Raw genomic sequence first — 13,745 nt, 5'->3', positions numbered from 1 at the left:
CTGCGCGCCCGCTAGCGGCGCATTACACGCCAGACCACGTTGCCCACGTCGTCGGCCACTAACAGCGCGCCATCCCCCGCGACCGCCACGCCGACCGGGCGGCCGTACGCGGTCTCCTCGTCGTGCGACAGGAAGCCTGTCAAGACGTCGACCGGCATTCCGTCGGGGCGGCCGTCGGCGAAGGGCACAAAGACGACGCGGTAGCCGGAGCGCGGCTTGCGGTTCCACGAGCCGTGCTGCCCGATCACCATCCCCGCACGGTCGCCGACGACGCCGGCCTCCACCCAGGCCAGCCCCAGCGACGCGGTGTGCGGACCGAGCGCGTAGTCGGGCGCGATGGCCGTGGCGACGAGGTCCGGGCGCGGCTCGACGCGCGTGTCGACCACGCCGCCCCAGTAGCTGTACGGCCACCCGTAGAAGGCGCCCGGGCGGACGCTCGTCATGTAGTCGGGGACCAAGTCGCTGCCCAGCTCGTCGCGCTCGTTGACGGCCGTCCACAGCGCGCCGGTCGTCGGCTCGAAGGCCATCCCGACGGGGTTGCGCAGGCCGCTGGCGTAGATCTCGGTGTCGCCGGTCGCGAGGTCGATGGCCCAGATCGCCGCGCGCCCGACCTCCTCCTCGAGCCCGTGCTCGCCGACGTTGCTCGCGGAGCCGATGGCGACGTACAGCGTCTGGCCGTCGGGGCTGGCGATCAGGTTGCGCGTCCAGTGCTGGTTGTAGGTGCCTGCGGGGAGGAGGGCGACCGTGTCGGGCGCGGCCGTGATCTGCGTCGCGCCCTCGGTGTAGGGGAAACGGACGACGGAGGCGCTGTTGGCGACGTAGAGGCTGTCGCCCACGAGCGCCATCCCGAAGGGCGACGCGAGCCCGGTCAGGAACGCGGTCCTGGTCTCGGCGACGCCGTCGCCGTCGGCGTCGCGAACGAGCGTGATCCGGTCGGCGCTAGGCACACCCGCCCCGGCCTTCTTGAAGAAGTAGGCTCGGACGCGCCCGATCAGCCCCTTCGTGCCCGCCTCGGGCGGGGCGTTCGACTCGGCCACCAGCACGTCGCCGTTCGGGAGCACGTGGAGCCAGCGCGGGTGGTCGAAGCCGTCGGCATAGCGCGCGACCGTGAGCCCGGCGGCAGGCGTCGGCATCGTCCCCTCCGGCCACGCCTCGGCGTCGGCGATATTGACGGTCGGGAGGAGGGAGGTGGTGGGCTCCGGGAGCGCCGGGTTCGGGCCCGTCCCGTCGGCGACGGTGAGTGTGGCGGTGTCGCCGCAGCCGCTGGCGGCGAGGGCGGCGACCACGAGGCCGAGGGCGACAGGGCGGAGCATGCGGGGGAGGGGAGAGGCCGCTTGCACCCGCAGACGACTGCGGGGTTCGATACGCCATGAGGATCAGGAGGCGCCCCCCGTAACTTCAGACACGATTCCAGCCCGGCTCATGGTACTCGCTGTCGACACGTCGGTCGTGCTCGCCGTCGCGGTCGGCGAGGCCACGGCTCCTGCACTGGCTGCTGCGACGCGTGGGGCCGAGTTGATCGCTCCGGCGTCCCTGCCAGCCGAGATCGGCAACGCCCTCTCAGCGATGCTCAAACGGAACCGCATTTCCCCGGCCGATGCCGAGCGCGTCCTCGCCGCGTACCGCGAGATTCCGATCGAGCTGGTTGACATCGATTTCGATCGATCCGTCCGCCTGGCCGCCAGACTGGGCATGTACGCGTACGACGCGTACGTTCTCGACTGTGCGCTTGCGCGCGATGTCCCCCTGCTGTCGCTTGACGGGGGCCAACGGCAGGCAGCGCGACGGGCACGCATTCTACTCCATCCCTTTTAAGCCATGACGGTGTACACGACGTCTCAGGCCCGCGAGCGGCTGGCCGACGTTCTCAACGACGCCGAGCGTGATGGGTCGGTCCGTATCCGGCGAGACGATGGACGGGAGTTCGACGTGGTCCCCATCGAGCGCGGGGCGTCGCCCCTCGACGTTGCTGGGGCGGGCCTCGATCTGTCCACCGAGGACGTGCTCAACGCCATCCGGGAAGGGCGCGAGCGATAGGCCGGTCTGGCTGCGCGTGCAGGGCCCTCAGGCCTCGCTTTCCAACACCAGCGCGTCGGTCCCGAACCGCCGGTTTAGCCCCTTCATCAGGTCCGGCGTCAGGTCCACGACGGCCGTCCGCGCGTGGAGGCGCACCGGTCGCGGCAGGCGGTGGCTGGTCAGCTCGAAGTAGACCTTGCAGGCGCCGGGGTGCTCCGCGCACAGCGCCGAGAGCGCCTCCACGTCCTCGGGCGTCGCCGAGTCCACGTCGATCCGGAGCGTGATCGCCTTGACGAGCTGCTCGCGGACGCGCCACATCGGGATGACCTCTTTGGCCACAAGCTTCAGGTCGCCCCGGTTCGTCTCCGCCTTGCCCTTGACCATCACCACCTCGTCGACCGTCAGCAGGTGGCCGCAGCGCTCCAGCGTCTGCGCGAAAAGCACCACCTCGGCGACGCCGCCGGTGTCTTCGAGTGTCACGAACGCGATCGGCCGGCCGGACTTCGTGGTCCGTCGCGTGATCTCGGTCACGATCCCGATCGCCGTCTGGTCCGACTCGTGCGGCACGCGCTCGGTGTCGCCCAGCGACACCGAGGCAAAGCGGGCGACCTCGGCGGCGTACCCGTCGAGCGGGTGGCCGGAGACGTAGAAGCCCATCAGGTCGCGCTCGTAGCGCAGCGTCTCGCCCTTCGTCCACGGCTCGCAGTGGGGGAGGGCCGGGACGAACGACGAGCCGGCCTCCTCGGCGGCGCCGAACATCGAGAACTGGCCCGCCGCCTGGTCGGCCTGGTGCTTTTTGGCGTAGCTCCACGCCAGGTCGATGGCGTCCACGAACTGGCGGCGGTGGCCGTCGAATACGTCGAGCGCGCCGGCCGACGCGAGCGCCTCCAGCGTCTTCTTGCCGACCGTCCTGAGGTCGAGCTCCTTGGTCAGCGAGAACAGGTCGTCGAACACGCCGCCCGCCTTCTCGCGGGCCTCCATCAGCGCGTCGATGGCGCCGAGCCCGACGCCCTTGATGGCCCCGAGCCCGAACCGGACGCGCCCGTGCTCGACCGTGAAGTGCGCCGCGCTCTTGTTGACGCACGGGGGCAGGATCTCGAGCCCCGCCGCTCGCGTCGCGTCGAGCGCGATCGCCAGCTTGTCGCTGACGGCCATTTCCGTCGTCAGCACGGCGGCCATGAACTCGGCCGGGTAGTGCGCCTTTAGGTAGGCGGTGTGGTAGGCCACGACCGAGTAGGCGGCCGAGTGGGACTTGTTGAACCCGTAGCCGGCGAACTTGGCCATCATGTCGAAGACCTCGTCGGCCTTCGCCTGGGACACGCCCTTCTCGGCTGCGCCGGCGACGAACGCCACGCGCTGCTTGTCCATCTCCGCCTGGTTCTTCTTGCCCATCGCGCGGCGCAGGAGGTCGGCGCCACCGAGCGTGTAGCCGCCCATCACCTGGGCCATCTGCATGACCTGCTCCTGGTAGACGGGTATGCCATACGTCGGCTCCAGGATGCCGCGCAGCATCTCGTGCGGGTACTCGACGGGCTCTTTGCCGTGCTTGCGGTCGATGTAGCTCGGGATGAGGTCCATCGGGCCCGGCCGGTAGAGCGCGTTCATCGCGATCAGGTCGTCGAGCGAGGTCGGCTTGAGCTTGCGCATCCACTCGCGCATGCCCGACGACTCAAACTGGAAGATCGAGATCGTGTCGCCTTTTTGGAAGAGGCGGTACGTGGAGGGGTCGTCGAGCGGGACGCTGTCGAGGTCGATCTCGACGCCGTGCTCTTCTTTGATGAGCGCCAGCGCGTCGTCCAAGATCGTCAGCGTCTTCAGGCCGAGAAAGTCCATCTTGAGGAGCCCGAAGTCCTCGATGTACTTGCCGTCGTACTGCGTCACGACCGCGTCGGAGGCGCCGCCCTTGCCGCGCTGGATGGAGACGGGCACGTACTGGCTCACGTCGCCGGGCGCGATGATGACGCCGGCCGCGTGGACGCCCGTGTGCCGCGCCGAGCCCTCGAGCACAGTCGCGTAGTGCATCAGCTTGCGGATGTTCGCGTCGTCGTGCGAGTACAGCTTGGCGAACTCCTTGACCTGGTCCTTGGCGCTCTCCAGCGACACCTTGACGCCGTCGGGCACCAGCTTGGCGATCCGGTCGGCCTCGTCGAGCGGGACGCCGAGCACGCGCGACACGTCGCGGATGACGGACTTCGAGCCCATCGTCCCGAACGTCACGATCTGGCAGACCGACTCGCGCCCGTACTTCTCGACCACGTAGTCGATCACCTTCCCACGTCCGCGGTCGTCGAAGTCGATATCGATATCGGGCATCGACACGCGCTCGGGATTCAGAAAACGCTCGAACAGCAGGTCGTATTCGAGCGGGTCGATGTTGGTGATCCCCAGGCAGTACGCGACCGCCGAGCCCGCCGCCGAGCCGCGGCCCGGTCCGACGGAGACGCCCAGCTGGCGGGCGGCCGTCGTGAAGTCCTGGACGATCAGGAAGTAGCCGTCGAAGCCCATCGATCCGATGACGCCGAGCTCCAAGTCGAGGCGCTCGCGGATCGTCTCGGAGATCTCGGGCCAGCGCTTTTTGGCGCCCTCGTACGTCAGGTGCCGCAGGAACGCGCCCGTGTCGTTGTTGAACGCGTCCGGGATCGGGAAGTGCGGCATCAACAGCTCGCCCATCGGGATCTCGAGCTTGCACTTGTCGGCGACCTCCCGGCTGGCGTCGAGCGCCGCGTCGACGGCGGCGGCGTTCGAAAACACGCCGTCGCGCAGGCCGGGCCCGAACGCGAGCCGCATCTCGTCGGCCGACTTGAGGTAGAACTGGTCGTTCTCGAACCGCATCCGGTTCGGGTCGTGGAGGTCCTTGCCGGTCTGCAGGCACAGCAGCACGTCCTGCGCCTCGGCGTCCGCCTGGTGCACGTAGTGGACGTCGTTCGTGGCTACGACTTGAACGTTGTACTCCTCGGCCCAGCGCGCCAGTACGGCGTTGCACGTCCGCTGGTCGGGGATCGCGTGGTCCTGGACCTCGATGTAGTAGTCGTCGCCGAAGATGGCGAGGTACTCCTCGAACACCTTGCGCCCCTCGTCTTCGCCCTTTTTGAGGATGGTCTGCAGGACCTCGCCCTGCAAGCAGCACGTCGTGGCGACGAGCCCGCCGGAGTGCTTTTTGAGCATCTCGCGGTCGATCCGGGGCTTGTAGTAGAACCCGTCGGTGTAGCTCATCGACGAGAGCTTGATGAGGTTCTGGTAGCCCTCCAGGTTTTTCGCCAGCAGCACCTGGTGGTACCGCGTCCGGTCGGACGTGTCGTCCATGCCGGACGGCGTGACGTAGAACTCGCACCCGATGATGGGCTGCACGCCGGCCTTGCGGGCCTTGGTGTAGAACTCCGGGACGCCGTGGAGATTCCCGTGGTCGGTGATGGCGACCGCGCCATGCCCCAACTCCGCCGCTCGGCCGATGAGCTTGTCGATCCTGGCGGCGCCGTCGAGCAGCGAATACTGCGTGTGGCAATGGAGGTGGCAGAACTCGGGCATCGGGCGGGTCGCGGGGGGGCTGGGAAGATGGCGGGGCGCGGGACCGGGTGCAACCGATGTGGAGAACTCCCGGCGACCGCCTCACGAGCGCGACGCCGGGCACCGCCCTGAGAGGCCGCCAGCCCGGCCGGCGGGCCCTGCCTTCACCGCGAACGGGTTCAATTCTGACGCGGGCCGTCCGAGCCGCGAGCATCTTTCCCGCATCCCGCATCCCGCATCCCGCATCCCGCATCCCGCATCCCGATGGTCCTCTACCTCGACCCCTACTTCCTCGGCGACCCGCTCTTCCTGCCAGGGCTGGCTCGCGATCTCGCCGCGCGGGGGGAGGGGCTGGTGCTCGTCCACGGCAGCGGCGAGCGGGGCGAGCGGGCGCTGGAGTCGATGGGCCTCTTCCCGACAGCGACCGCAGGCGTCTGGGCGACCGACAGCGACGAGGCGCGCGCGGCGGTCGAGCGGGCCACGCGCGAGCTCAACCGCCAAATCGCGGCCGAGCTCAACGAGGCGGGCGTCGCCAGCATCCGCGCCACGGGAGCCGACCGGGGGCTGATCCGCGCGGGTGGCGATGGGATCGAGGCGGGGAACGTGGCCTGGCTCGGCGCGACGGTCGGGCACGGCGTCGTCGCCGTCGTCGCGGCGCTGGCGGGGGCGCCGGTCCGCGAGGTCGACGCGGCGGCGGTCGCGGGAGGGCTGGCGCGGGCGCTCGACGTGCCCCTCGTGGCCCTGACGACGCGCTCGGTCTCGGGCGACGGGGCGGTGAGCGCGCACGCCGCCGCCTTCCCCGACGTGGCAGCCGTTCTGCGCGCCGCGAGCGGCGGACCGGTAGCCGTCGGGCCGCGAGCGACCCTGCGGACCGCCGGGGGGCCAAGCCTCGTGCTCACAGGGACCTGAGAGGGGGTGGCTGGCGGCCCGACCGCCCCATACGCGCCAAAATCGGCGCCTCCGCTTGACCCCCGGCGCCCAGCGTCGGTATGTTGACGGCCCTAGCGAGCTTCAGAGGCCGATTCTCGGCCGCCGCCCGCGACCCATTTTCCCCAACCCCCCTCTCGATCATGGCCAGCATGTACAGCAAGCTCCAGGACCACGTCAACTCCCTCGAGGACGACTTCAGCAAGTTCTACGACAAGGGCAACAAGGCCGCCGGCACCCGCGTCCGGAAGGGCATGCAGGAGCTCAAGCAGCTCGCCCAGGACATCCGCACGGACGTCCAGGACAAGAAGAACGCGTAGTCGCGTTCGCCGACTCTGGGGCCGCGTCACGCTGTGGCGCGGCCCTTTTTTTGTACCCCTGTGCCCTCGATGCGCCTCCGTTCGCTCGTTCTCGCCGGTCTGCTGGCGCCCGCCGCCCTCGCCCAGGAGGCCGACACGTTGGCCGCCGACGACGGCTGGCGGTCCACGCTGGCGGCCACGCTCGCCGGCAACCAGTCGTCGTTTTCGAACTGGCAGGAGGGCGGCGTCGACGCGCTCGCGGCCACGGCCTCGGTCGACGGCACCTTCGACCGCGTCGTCGGGCGCGTGTTCACGGCCCAGTCGCTGCGGCTCGCGTATGGCGTCCTCCGGCAGGACACGCTCGAGCTGCGCAAGGCCGTCGACGTGGCGCGGTACGAGCTGGCGGCCGAGCTCAAAACGTCAGAAGCGCTGCGCCCGGCCATCGGGTTCTCGGCGCGCACCCAGTTCGCGCCCGGCTACGACTACTCCCCGGAAGAAGGGGAGTACCCGTCGCTGGTGATTGTGCCCGGGGAGGCCTTGCAAGTGTCCGGACCCCTCGCGCCACTTGTGCTCGGCCAGACGATTGGCGCGGCGTACCGCCCGGCGCAGGGCATCGTCGGGCGGCTTGGACTCGGGCTCAAAGAGACCGTCGTCACCGTCGAGCGCTTCCGGCCCGTGTTCGGGAACGCCCTCGACCAGGCCGTCCGCGTCGAGGCCGGGATTGACGCGGCGATCTCGGTCGACCGCGAGATCATGGAGAACGTGACGTTGCGGTCGAGTCTGACCGCGTTCGAGAGCTTCAGCGGGTTCGACGAGGCGCCGGACGTGCTGTTCGAGAACGCGCTCCTCTTCAAAGTCAACGACCTCCTGAACGTCCGGCTGGCGGCGGACGCGCTGTACGACGCCGACGTCAGTCCGGACGTGCAGCTCCGCGAGACGCTGAGCGTCGGGCTGACGCTGGCGCTCCTCTAGGCGGGGCCCGCGATGGCCCTCCGGCCCGACTCCGCGCTTGCGCTCGCCCGCGGCCCCGCGCTGGCGACCGGGGCGGCCGGCGTGGCGATGTGGCCGGTCCCCGTCTTCGGAGTGCTCCACGCCGAGTCGTCTGCCGTTATTGCAACTGCCGGATGCCTGGCCGCTGCGATCGGGGCTGTCGGCCCGCTCCGGCGCGGCGTGCCGCTGGCGACGGTCGCGCGCGCGCACCTCGGCGCCCTGCTCGTGCCGCTCGCGCTGCTGACGCTGTCGCTGCTCTGGCGTCCCAACTGCGCATTTCTCACCGGCCTCAGCCTGTTTGCCGTGCTCGTGCCGCCGAGCGTGCTGTTCGGACTCGGCGTCGCCTCGGCGACGGTCGGGCTGCGACTCCGTGGGCCCCGGGTAACCGGCGTGATCGCCGTACTGGCGGTCGCGCTGGCGGGCGTCGTCTACGATCTCGGCTGGCACCCGCAGTTTTTTACGTACAGCCACGTCTTCGGCGGCGTGCTCGGGCCGATCTACGACGCCGAGCTGGCGGTCCGGCCCGGGCTGTTCGCGGCGAAGGCCCAGACGCTGCTGTGGGCGGTTGCGTTGGCGGCGCTCGGGGCGTGGGGGCAGGGGAGGGGGCGCCGGGCGACGGTCGTCGGGGCCGTCGCACTCGTGGCGCTGGGCGCGTCGTACCTCGCCGCAGCCCCCCTCGGCATCGTGCAGTCCGAGCGCCAGCTCCGGCGCGTGCTTTCGGCGACCGTCGACGCCGGCCCCGTTGTGTTGCACCTCGACCCCGAGACCTCGCCCGCGGCGCGGCGGCGGCTGGCGGTCGAGGCGCGGTTCCGGTTCGACACGCTGTCCGACGCCCTCAGCGTCGTGCCATCGGAGCCGGTCGACATCTACCTCTACCCGGATACCGACACGAAGGCCGCGCTGGTCGGCTCGCGGTACACGAGCGTCGTGCCGGTGTGGCTGCCGAGCCCTCAGGTCCACATGCTGGCGGACGAGGTGGGGCGGTCGCTGGGGCACGAGCTTGTGCACGTCCTCGCGCGCGAGTTCGGGATGGGGGGGATCAAGGCGTCGCCCGCGATCGGGCTCGTCGAGGGGCTGGCGGTCGCACTGGAGCCGCCGGACGGGCTGCCCGGCGCGAGCGCGCTCGTCCGGGCGGACGACGGCGTGCTTGGCGACCCGGCCGACGCGGTCGTCCAGACGATGTCGCCGGGCGGGTTCTGGACGGCGCGAGCGGGGATCGCGTACACCGCGAACGGCGCCTTCGTGCGCTGGCTGCTCGACACCTACGGGGCGGGCCCGGTCAAAGCCGCCTACCGGACCGGCCGGTTCGCGCCCGCGTTTGGCCGTCCGCTCGCGGCGCTCGCCCAGTCGTGGGCGGCGGAGCTGGGGCGCCAGCCGGTCGACCCCGAGGCGGTCGCCGTGGCGCGGTGGCTGTTTTCGAGGCCGTCGCTGTTCGAGGTCCGCTGCCCGCACCACACGCCGCGCCACGTCCGGCTGGCGCGAGCGGGCGCCGAGGCGTTCGAGGGGGCTGCGTTTGCGCAAGCCGCCGACCTGTTCGGGGCGGCCGCGCATGCCGAGCCGTTCTCCTTAGTCGGCGTGCGCGGGTCGCTCGCCGCCCGGCTGGCGCTCGGCCACCCCGTCCGTCCGTTGGACCTCGCCCGTGCCCAAGCGCTCGCCGACAGCCTGCCCGACGCCGCCAGCTTGGCCCACCTCGCGGATGTGCGCCGCCTGTCCGGCCGTCCCGCCGCCGACACGTACCGAGCCGCCGCCGACTCGCTCGCTCCGGTCGACGCGCTCGGCCGGCTGCTGCTCGCAGAGCGAGCGCGGCTCGGCCCCGGGGCGCTCCGCCGGTGGCTCGCGTCGCCGCCCGACTCGGTGAGCACGCGATCGGAGCGCGAGGCGCCGGTGCAGGCCCTCTTCCGACTGCTCGCGGCCGACGAGCCCGCCCGCGCGTGGGCGGTCGCCCGCCAGCTCTGCCCCGACAATGGCGAAGGCGGCCGTGTGATCCGGTATCTGCAGGCCGTCGCCGCTCTCCGGGCCGGCGCGAGCGGGGCGTCGGAGGTGGCGCGCGACGGGCTGGCGGACGCCTTCGCGTCGGGCGGGCCCCGGAGCTGGGCGCCGCTCGCCCGCGACCTCGACCGGCGCGTGGAATGGCACCGGACTCGGGGGCCGGGTCCGTCTATCTTCGCCGCGCCCCCGACCCTCGCCGATGCCCTCGTTCCGTGCCCTCCCGCTCGCCGCGCTCGTGCTGCTGGCGGCCTGCGTGATCCCTGAAGAGGCCTACGAGAGCGGCCCGGACACCCCGCCCGCCCCGCCCGCCCGGCCCGGCGAGCTCGTCGTTGCCGACGCCCGGGTCGGCGCGCTCCAGCTCCACGCGGTCGGCGACGAGGCGTCGCTGCCCGTCATCACGCTGAGCGGAGGGGACAAGCTTCGGCTGGAGTTCGACCTGGTCGGCGAGGAGATCGGGCAGCCGCTCGAGGTCAGCTTCGAGCACGCCTCGCGGACCGGCCGGTCGGAGCTCTTGCCGAGCGAGTTCCTGACGGGCTTCGAGACCGACCGCCTGCTGACGTACGAGCGCTCGACGACCTCGGCGACGGTCCCGTACGTCCACTACACCTACGACTTTCCGAACCGTCAGATCGGGTTCAAGATCTCCGGCAACTTCCGGGCGGTCGTGTCGACGACGGCCGGGGACCGGCTGTTCGAGATCCCGTTTTACATCAGCGAAGAGCTGGCGGATGTACAGCTCGCGTTCGGGGCGACCGTCCAGGGCGGCTCGGTCGGCTTCGCCGTCCAGCCCGCCGCGCGCGTGACCCCGGACCGGCGGCTGTCCGAGTTCGACGGCTCGATGTACACGGTCTGCTTCGGGCGCAACGGGCGGACGGACCAGCTCCGCTGCGCGCCTGAGCCGTCGCTCGTCGACCTGGCGCTGTTCCAGTTTTACCTCCCACGCAGCCAGGCCTTCGCCGAGCAGGAGGCCCTGTTCGAGCTCGACCTCGGCTTTCTCGGCACCAACCTCGACGTGCTCGAAGTCGACCGCTCGGCCAACCCGCCGACCGCCCTGCTCGACCTCGACTACGCCGAGTTCGGCGGCGACGTCCGCCAGCCCACGCTCGCGTCGATCCCGCTCATCGAGTCCGCCTACCGTGACGTCGGCCGGGCCGACACCGACGGGCAGTACGTCGCCACGACCTTCCAGTACGTCCCGCCGAACAGTCGCCAGTCGCCGCGCCGCGTGTATGTGGTCGGCCCGTTCAACGGCTGGCAGCGCCGGCCGGACGCCGAGATGGAATGGGTCGGCACCGAGGGCCGCTACGTGGCCACGCTCTTGTTGAAGCAGGGGCGGTACGTTTACGGCTACGACGGCCCGACCGCTCAGTCGCCCGGCCTCGGCACGCCCTCCGTCTTCACCGCCTTCGTCTACCTCGACGACCCCCGGCGCTTTACCGACCGGCTCATCGCCGTGCGCAGCGCTGTCGCCCGCTAGTCTCTCACCCTGCCCACGCCCATGCCTCGCTTGCTCCTCCTGCTGGCGCTCCTCGCCGCCGGTTGTTCCTCGACCCAACCCCTCGCCACGCCGCCTGACTCCGACACCGAGAAGGAGGACGAGGACGGCTACGCCTCGGTCGTCACCGACGACGCCGTGACCGACGAGGGGATGTTCGACGTCCACCTCGAAGACGACGGCGCCAAGCTGCTCTTCGAGATCCCGAACAGTCTGCTAGGCAAAGAAATGCTCGTCGTCAGCCGCCTCGCGCGGACGACCGAGGGCTACCAGTACGGCGGCATCAAGGTCAACACGCAGGCCGTGCGGTGGGAGCGCCAGGCCGACCACGTGCTGCTCCGGACCGTCCAGTACAGCTCGGTCGCCGACCCGAACCTCCCGATCGCGCGCGCCGTCGCCGACGCCCAGTTCGAGCCCATCATCGCGCGGCTCAAGATCGAGGCCGAGAACGCCGACTCGACGGCCGTCGTCGTCGACGTGACGAGCACGTTCACCGGCGACACGCCGGTCTTCGGGCTGCCGAGCGGCGCGCGCGAGCAGTTCAAGGTGCGCAGCCTCGATAAGGACCGCTCGTTCCTGGCGCGCGCGATGGCGTTCCCGGAGAACGTCGAGATCCGCTCGGTCCTGACCTACAACGCGTCCGAGCCGCCCGCGAACAGCTCGACGGGCACGCTGTCGGTCGAGATGGCGCACTCGATGGTCCAGCTCCCCGAGGTCCCGATGCGGCCGCGCCGGTACGACCCGCGCGTGGGCTACTTCTCGATCCAGCAGACCGACTACGGCCTGGACGCCCAGCGCGCCGAGCAGCGCCGCTGGATCACGCGCTGGCAGCTCGTCCCGAGCGACCCGGAGGCGTACGCGCGTGGCGAACTCGTCGAGCCCGTCGAGCCGATCGTGTACTACATCGATCCGGCGACGCCGGAGGAGTGGCGCGCGCCGCTGAAGCAGGGTGTCGAGGACTGGAACGTGGCGTTCGAGGCCGCCGGCTTCCGCAACGCCATCCGCGCCGCCGACCCGCCGACCGACGACCCGGACTGGAGCCCGGAGGACGCGCGGTACTCGGTCATCCGCTACTTCCCGAGCGACGTCCAGAACGCGTTTGGCCCGCACGTCCACGACCCGCGCTCGGGCCAGATTCTGGAGTCCGACATCGGCTGGTTCCACAACGTGATGAACCTGCTCCGCAACTGGTACTTCGTGCAGACCGCCGCCGTCAACCCCGACGCGCAGCGGCCCAAGTTCCGCCAGGAGGTCATGGGCGAGCTCGTCCGGTTCGTCTCCGCGCACGAGGTCGGCCACACGCTCGGCCTTCCGCACAACTGGATCTCGTCGACGGCCTACCCGGTCGACAGCCTGCGCTCGCCGACGTTCACGGCCACGCACGGCACGGCGCCCTCGATCATGGACTACGCGCGGTTCAACTACGTCGCCCAGCCCGGCGACGGCGTCGTCCAGCTAATGCCGCGCGTCGGCGAGTACGACATCTGGGCCGTCAAGTGGGGCTACACCTACTTCCCGGACGCCGAGACCGAAGAGGAGGAGCGCGGCCGGCTCCAGGCCATGCTCGCCGAGGTCCGAGACGACCCGGCGCTCCGCTACGGCGCCCAGACGTTCGACCCCGTCGACCCCCGCTCGCAGTCCGAGGACCTGGGCGACGACGCGGTCTACGCGAGCCAGCTCGGGCTAGCGAACCTCAAGCGGATCGTGCCCAACCTCGTCGAGTGGACGACCGAGGACGGCGAGCTGTACGAGGACCTCGACGAGATCTACGGCCAGGTGATCGGGCAGTGGGGCCGCTACCTCGGCCACGTCGCCCGCCAGGTCGGCGGCGTCGCCATCGACCCGAAGACAGCCGACGAGGCCGGGCCCGTCTACATGCCCCTCGACGCCGACCGCCAGCGCGCGGCGATCGCGTTCCTGGTCGAGGACGGGTTCACGACGCCCGAGTGGCTGCTCGACACCGACCTGCTCGGCCGCATCCGGCCGGCCGGCACGGCGACGCAGATCCAGCAGCTGCAAGAGAGCGCCCTAAACCGCCTGCTCGACCCCGTCCGGATCGGGCGGCTCGCGGAGGCCGAGTGGCTCTCGCCCGACGCCTACCCCGTGTCGGAGATGATGGACGACGTGCAGGACGGCCTCTTCGCCGAGATTGCCAGCGGCGCCGGCATCGACCCCGCGCGGCGCGCCTTGCAGCGGGCCTACGTCGACCGGCTCGGCGAGCTGATGAACGGCGGCGGCTACAACATCCCCGAGGCCTTTGTCGCCCAGGCGTACGGCTACCGGCCCCAAGACGGCGCCCGGTCCGACGTGCAGCCGATGGCGCGGGGCGGCCTGATGGCGCTGCAGAGCGCCATCACCCGCGCCCTCCCGCGCTACAACGGCGCCAGCGACCGGACGGACCGGTACCACCTCGTGGACCTCGCTGCCCGCATCGACCTGCTCCTCAATCCGCAGGGCTAAGCGCCTCCGTCGGATCTCCGTCGGGGCTCAGGGTTTGCAGGAGGCCACCTCCCGCAGGCCCTGAG

General features: G+C 70.9%; 10 protein-coding genes. 8 read left to right on the top strand and 2 right to left on the bottom strand.

The window, feature by feature from the left end; genetic code table 11:
- Window positions 1–11: 11 nt before the first annotated feature.
- On the bottom strand, window positions 12–1,313 hold the full coding sequence (locus ACLIRP_RS06985; protein ID WP_412063246.1) for a PQQ-dependent sugar dehydrogenase: 1,302 nt from the start codon (window positions 1,311–1,313) through the stop codon (window positions 12–14).
- A gap of 109 nt (window positions 1,314–1,422) precedes the next feature.
- On the opposite strand from ACLIRP_RS06985, the gene ACLIRP_RS06980 reads away from it, so the two are divergent.
- Entirely contained in the window at window positions 1,423–1,815 is a 393-nt protein-coding gene (locus tag ACLIRP_RS06980) for a type II toxin-antitoxin system VapC family toxin (RefSeq protein WP_412063245.1), read from the top strand.
- Window positions 1,816–1,818: 3 nt separating this feature from the next.
- Window positions 1,819–2,037, top strand: coding sequence for a type II toxin-antitoxin system Phd/YefM family antitoxin (locus ACLIRP_RS06975; RefSeq protein WP_412063244.1), 219 nt, complete (start codon window positions 1,819–1,821; stop codon window positions 2,035–2,037).
- A 27-nt stretch (window positions 2,038–2,064) separates the two neighbouring features.
- On the opposite strand, the gene dnaE is transcribed toward ACLIRP_RS06975, so the two are convergent.
- Window positions 2,065–5,541: a DNA polymerase III subunit alpha gene (gene dnaE / locus ACLIRP_RS06970; protein WP_412063243.1), complete on the bottom strand. Its 3,477-nt coding sequence runs from the start codon at window positions 5,539–5,541 to the stop codon at window positions 2,065–2,067.
- Window positions 5,542–5,784: 243 nt separating this feature from the next.
- Between dnaE and ACLIRP_RS06965 the strand changes: the two genes are divergently transcribed.
- The 6 genes from ACLIRP_RS06965 to ACLIRP_RS06940 all read left to right on the top strand — a co-directional run bounded on the left by ACLIRP_RS06965 (window position 5,785) and on the right by ACLIRP_RS06940 (window position 13,680).
- Window positions 5,785–6,429: a hypothetical protein gene (locus ACLIRP_RS06965; protein WP_412063242.1), complete on the top strand. Its 645-nt coding sequence runs from the start codon at window positions 5,785–5,787 to the stop codon at window positions 6,427–6,429.
- Between the two features lie 170 nt (window positions 6,430–6,599).
- Window positions 6,600–6,767, top strand: a complete 168-nt coding sequence (locus ACLIRP_RS06960) for a histone H1 (protein WP_412063695.1) — start codon at window positions 6,600–6,602, stop codon at window positions 6,765–6,767.
- Window positions 6,768–6,836: 69 nt separating this feature from the next.
- Complete coding sequence (locus ACLIRP_RS06955; RefSeq protein WP_412063241.1) at window positions 6,837–7,718, top strand: DUF3078 domain-containing protein; 882 nt, start codon at window positions 6,837–6,839, stop codon at window positions 7,716–7,718.
- Window positions 7,719–7,730: 12 nt separating this feature from the next.
- Window positions 7,731–9,989, top strand: coding sequence for a hypothetical protein (locus tag ACLIRP_RS06950; RefSeq protein ID WP_412063240.1), 2,259 nt, complete (start codon window positions 7,731–7,733; stop codon window positions 9,987–9,989).
- Window positions 9,925–11,202, top strand: a complete 1,278-nt coding sequence (locus tag ACLIRP_RS06945; RefSeq protein WP_412063239.1) for a type IX secretion system plug protein domain-containing protein — start codon at window positions 9,925–9,927, stop codon at window positions 11,200–11,202. Before ACLIRP_RS06950 ends, ACLIRP_RS06945 begins: the two co-directional genes overlap by 65 nt.
- Window positions 11,203–11,223: 21 nt before the next feature.
- Window positions 11,224–13,680 (top strand): zinc-dependent metalloprotease, encoded by a 2,457-nt coding sequence (locus tag ACLIRP_RS06940; protein ID WP_412063238.1) that lies wholly within the window; start codon window positions 11,224–11,226, stop codon window positions 13,678–13,680.
- The last annotated feature ends 65 nt before the right edge of the window (window positions 13,681–13,745 follow it).

It is taken from the genome of Rubrivirga halophila (assembly GCF_046845755.1).
Taxonomy (GTDB): domain Bacteria; phylum Bacteroidota; class Rhodothermia; order Rhodothermales; family Rubricoccaceae; genus Rubrivirga.
This window is presented reverse-complemented; position numbering and strand designations above follow the sequence as displayed.

What these genes read in the sequence shown, in the direction of transcription:
- ACLIRP_RS06980 (WP_412063245.1), top strand. Translation starts at nt 1,423, where the DNA reads ATGGTACTCGCTGTCGACACGTCGGTCGTGCTCGCCGTCGCGGTCGGC.
- ACLIRP_RS06975 (WP_412063244.1), top strand. Translation starts at nt 1,819, where the DNA reads ATGACGGTGTACACGACGTCTCAGGCCCGCGAGCGGCTGGCCGACGTT.
- ACLIRP_RS06965 (WP_412063242.1), top strand. Translation starts at nt 5,785, where the DNA reads ATGGTCCTCTACCTCGACCCCTACTTCCTCGGCGACCCGCTCTTCCTG.
- ACLIRP_RS06955 (WP_412063241.1), top strand. Translation starts at nt 6,837, where the DNA reads ATGCGCCTCCGTTCGCTCGTTCTCGCCGGTCTGCTGGCGCCCGCCGCC.
- ACLIRP_RS06945 (WP_412063239.1), top strand. Translation starts at nt 9,925, where the DNA reads ATGCCCTCGTTCCGTGCCCTCCCGCTCGCCGCGCTCGTGCTGCTGGCG.
- dnaE (WP_412063243.1), bottom strand. Translation starts at nt 5,541, where the DNA reads ATGCCCGAGTTCTGCCACCTCCATTGCCACACGCAGTATTCGCTGCTC.
- ACLIRP_RS06950 (WP_412063240.1), top strand. Translation starts at nt 7,731, where the DNA reads ATGGCCCTCCGGCCCGACTCCGCGCTTGCGCTCGCCCGCGGCCCCGCG.
- ACLIRP_RS06985 (WP_412063246.1), bottom strand. Translation starts at nt 1,313, where the DNA reads ATGCTCCGCCCTGTCGCCCTCGGCCTCGTGGTCGCCGCCCTCGCCGCC.
- ACLIRP_RS06940 (WP_412063238.1), top strand. Translation starts at nt 11,224, where the DNA reads ATGCCTCGCTTGCTCCTCCTGCTGGCGCTCCTCGCCGCCGGTTGTTCC.
- ACLIRP_RS06960 (WP_412063695.1), top strand. Translation starts at nt 6,600, where the DNA reads ATGTACAGCAAGCTCCAGGACCACGTCAACTCCCTCGAGGACGACTTC.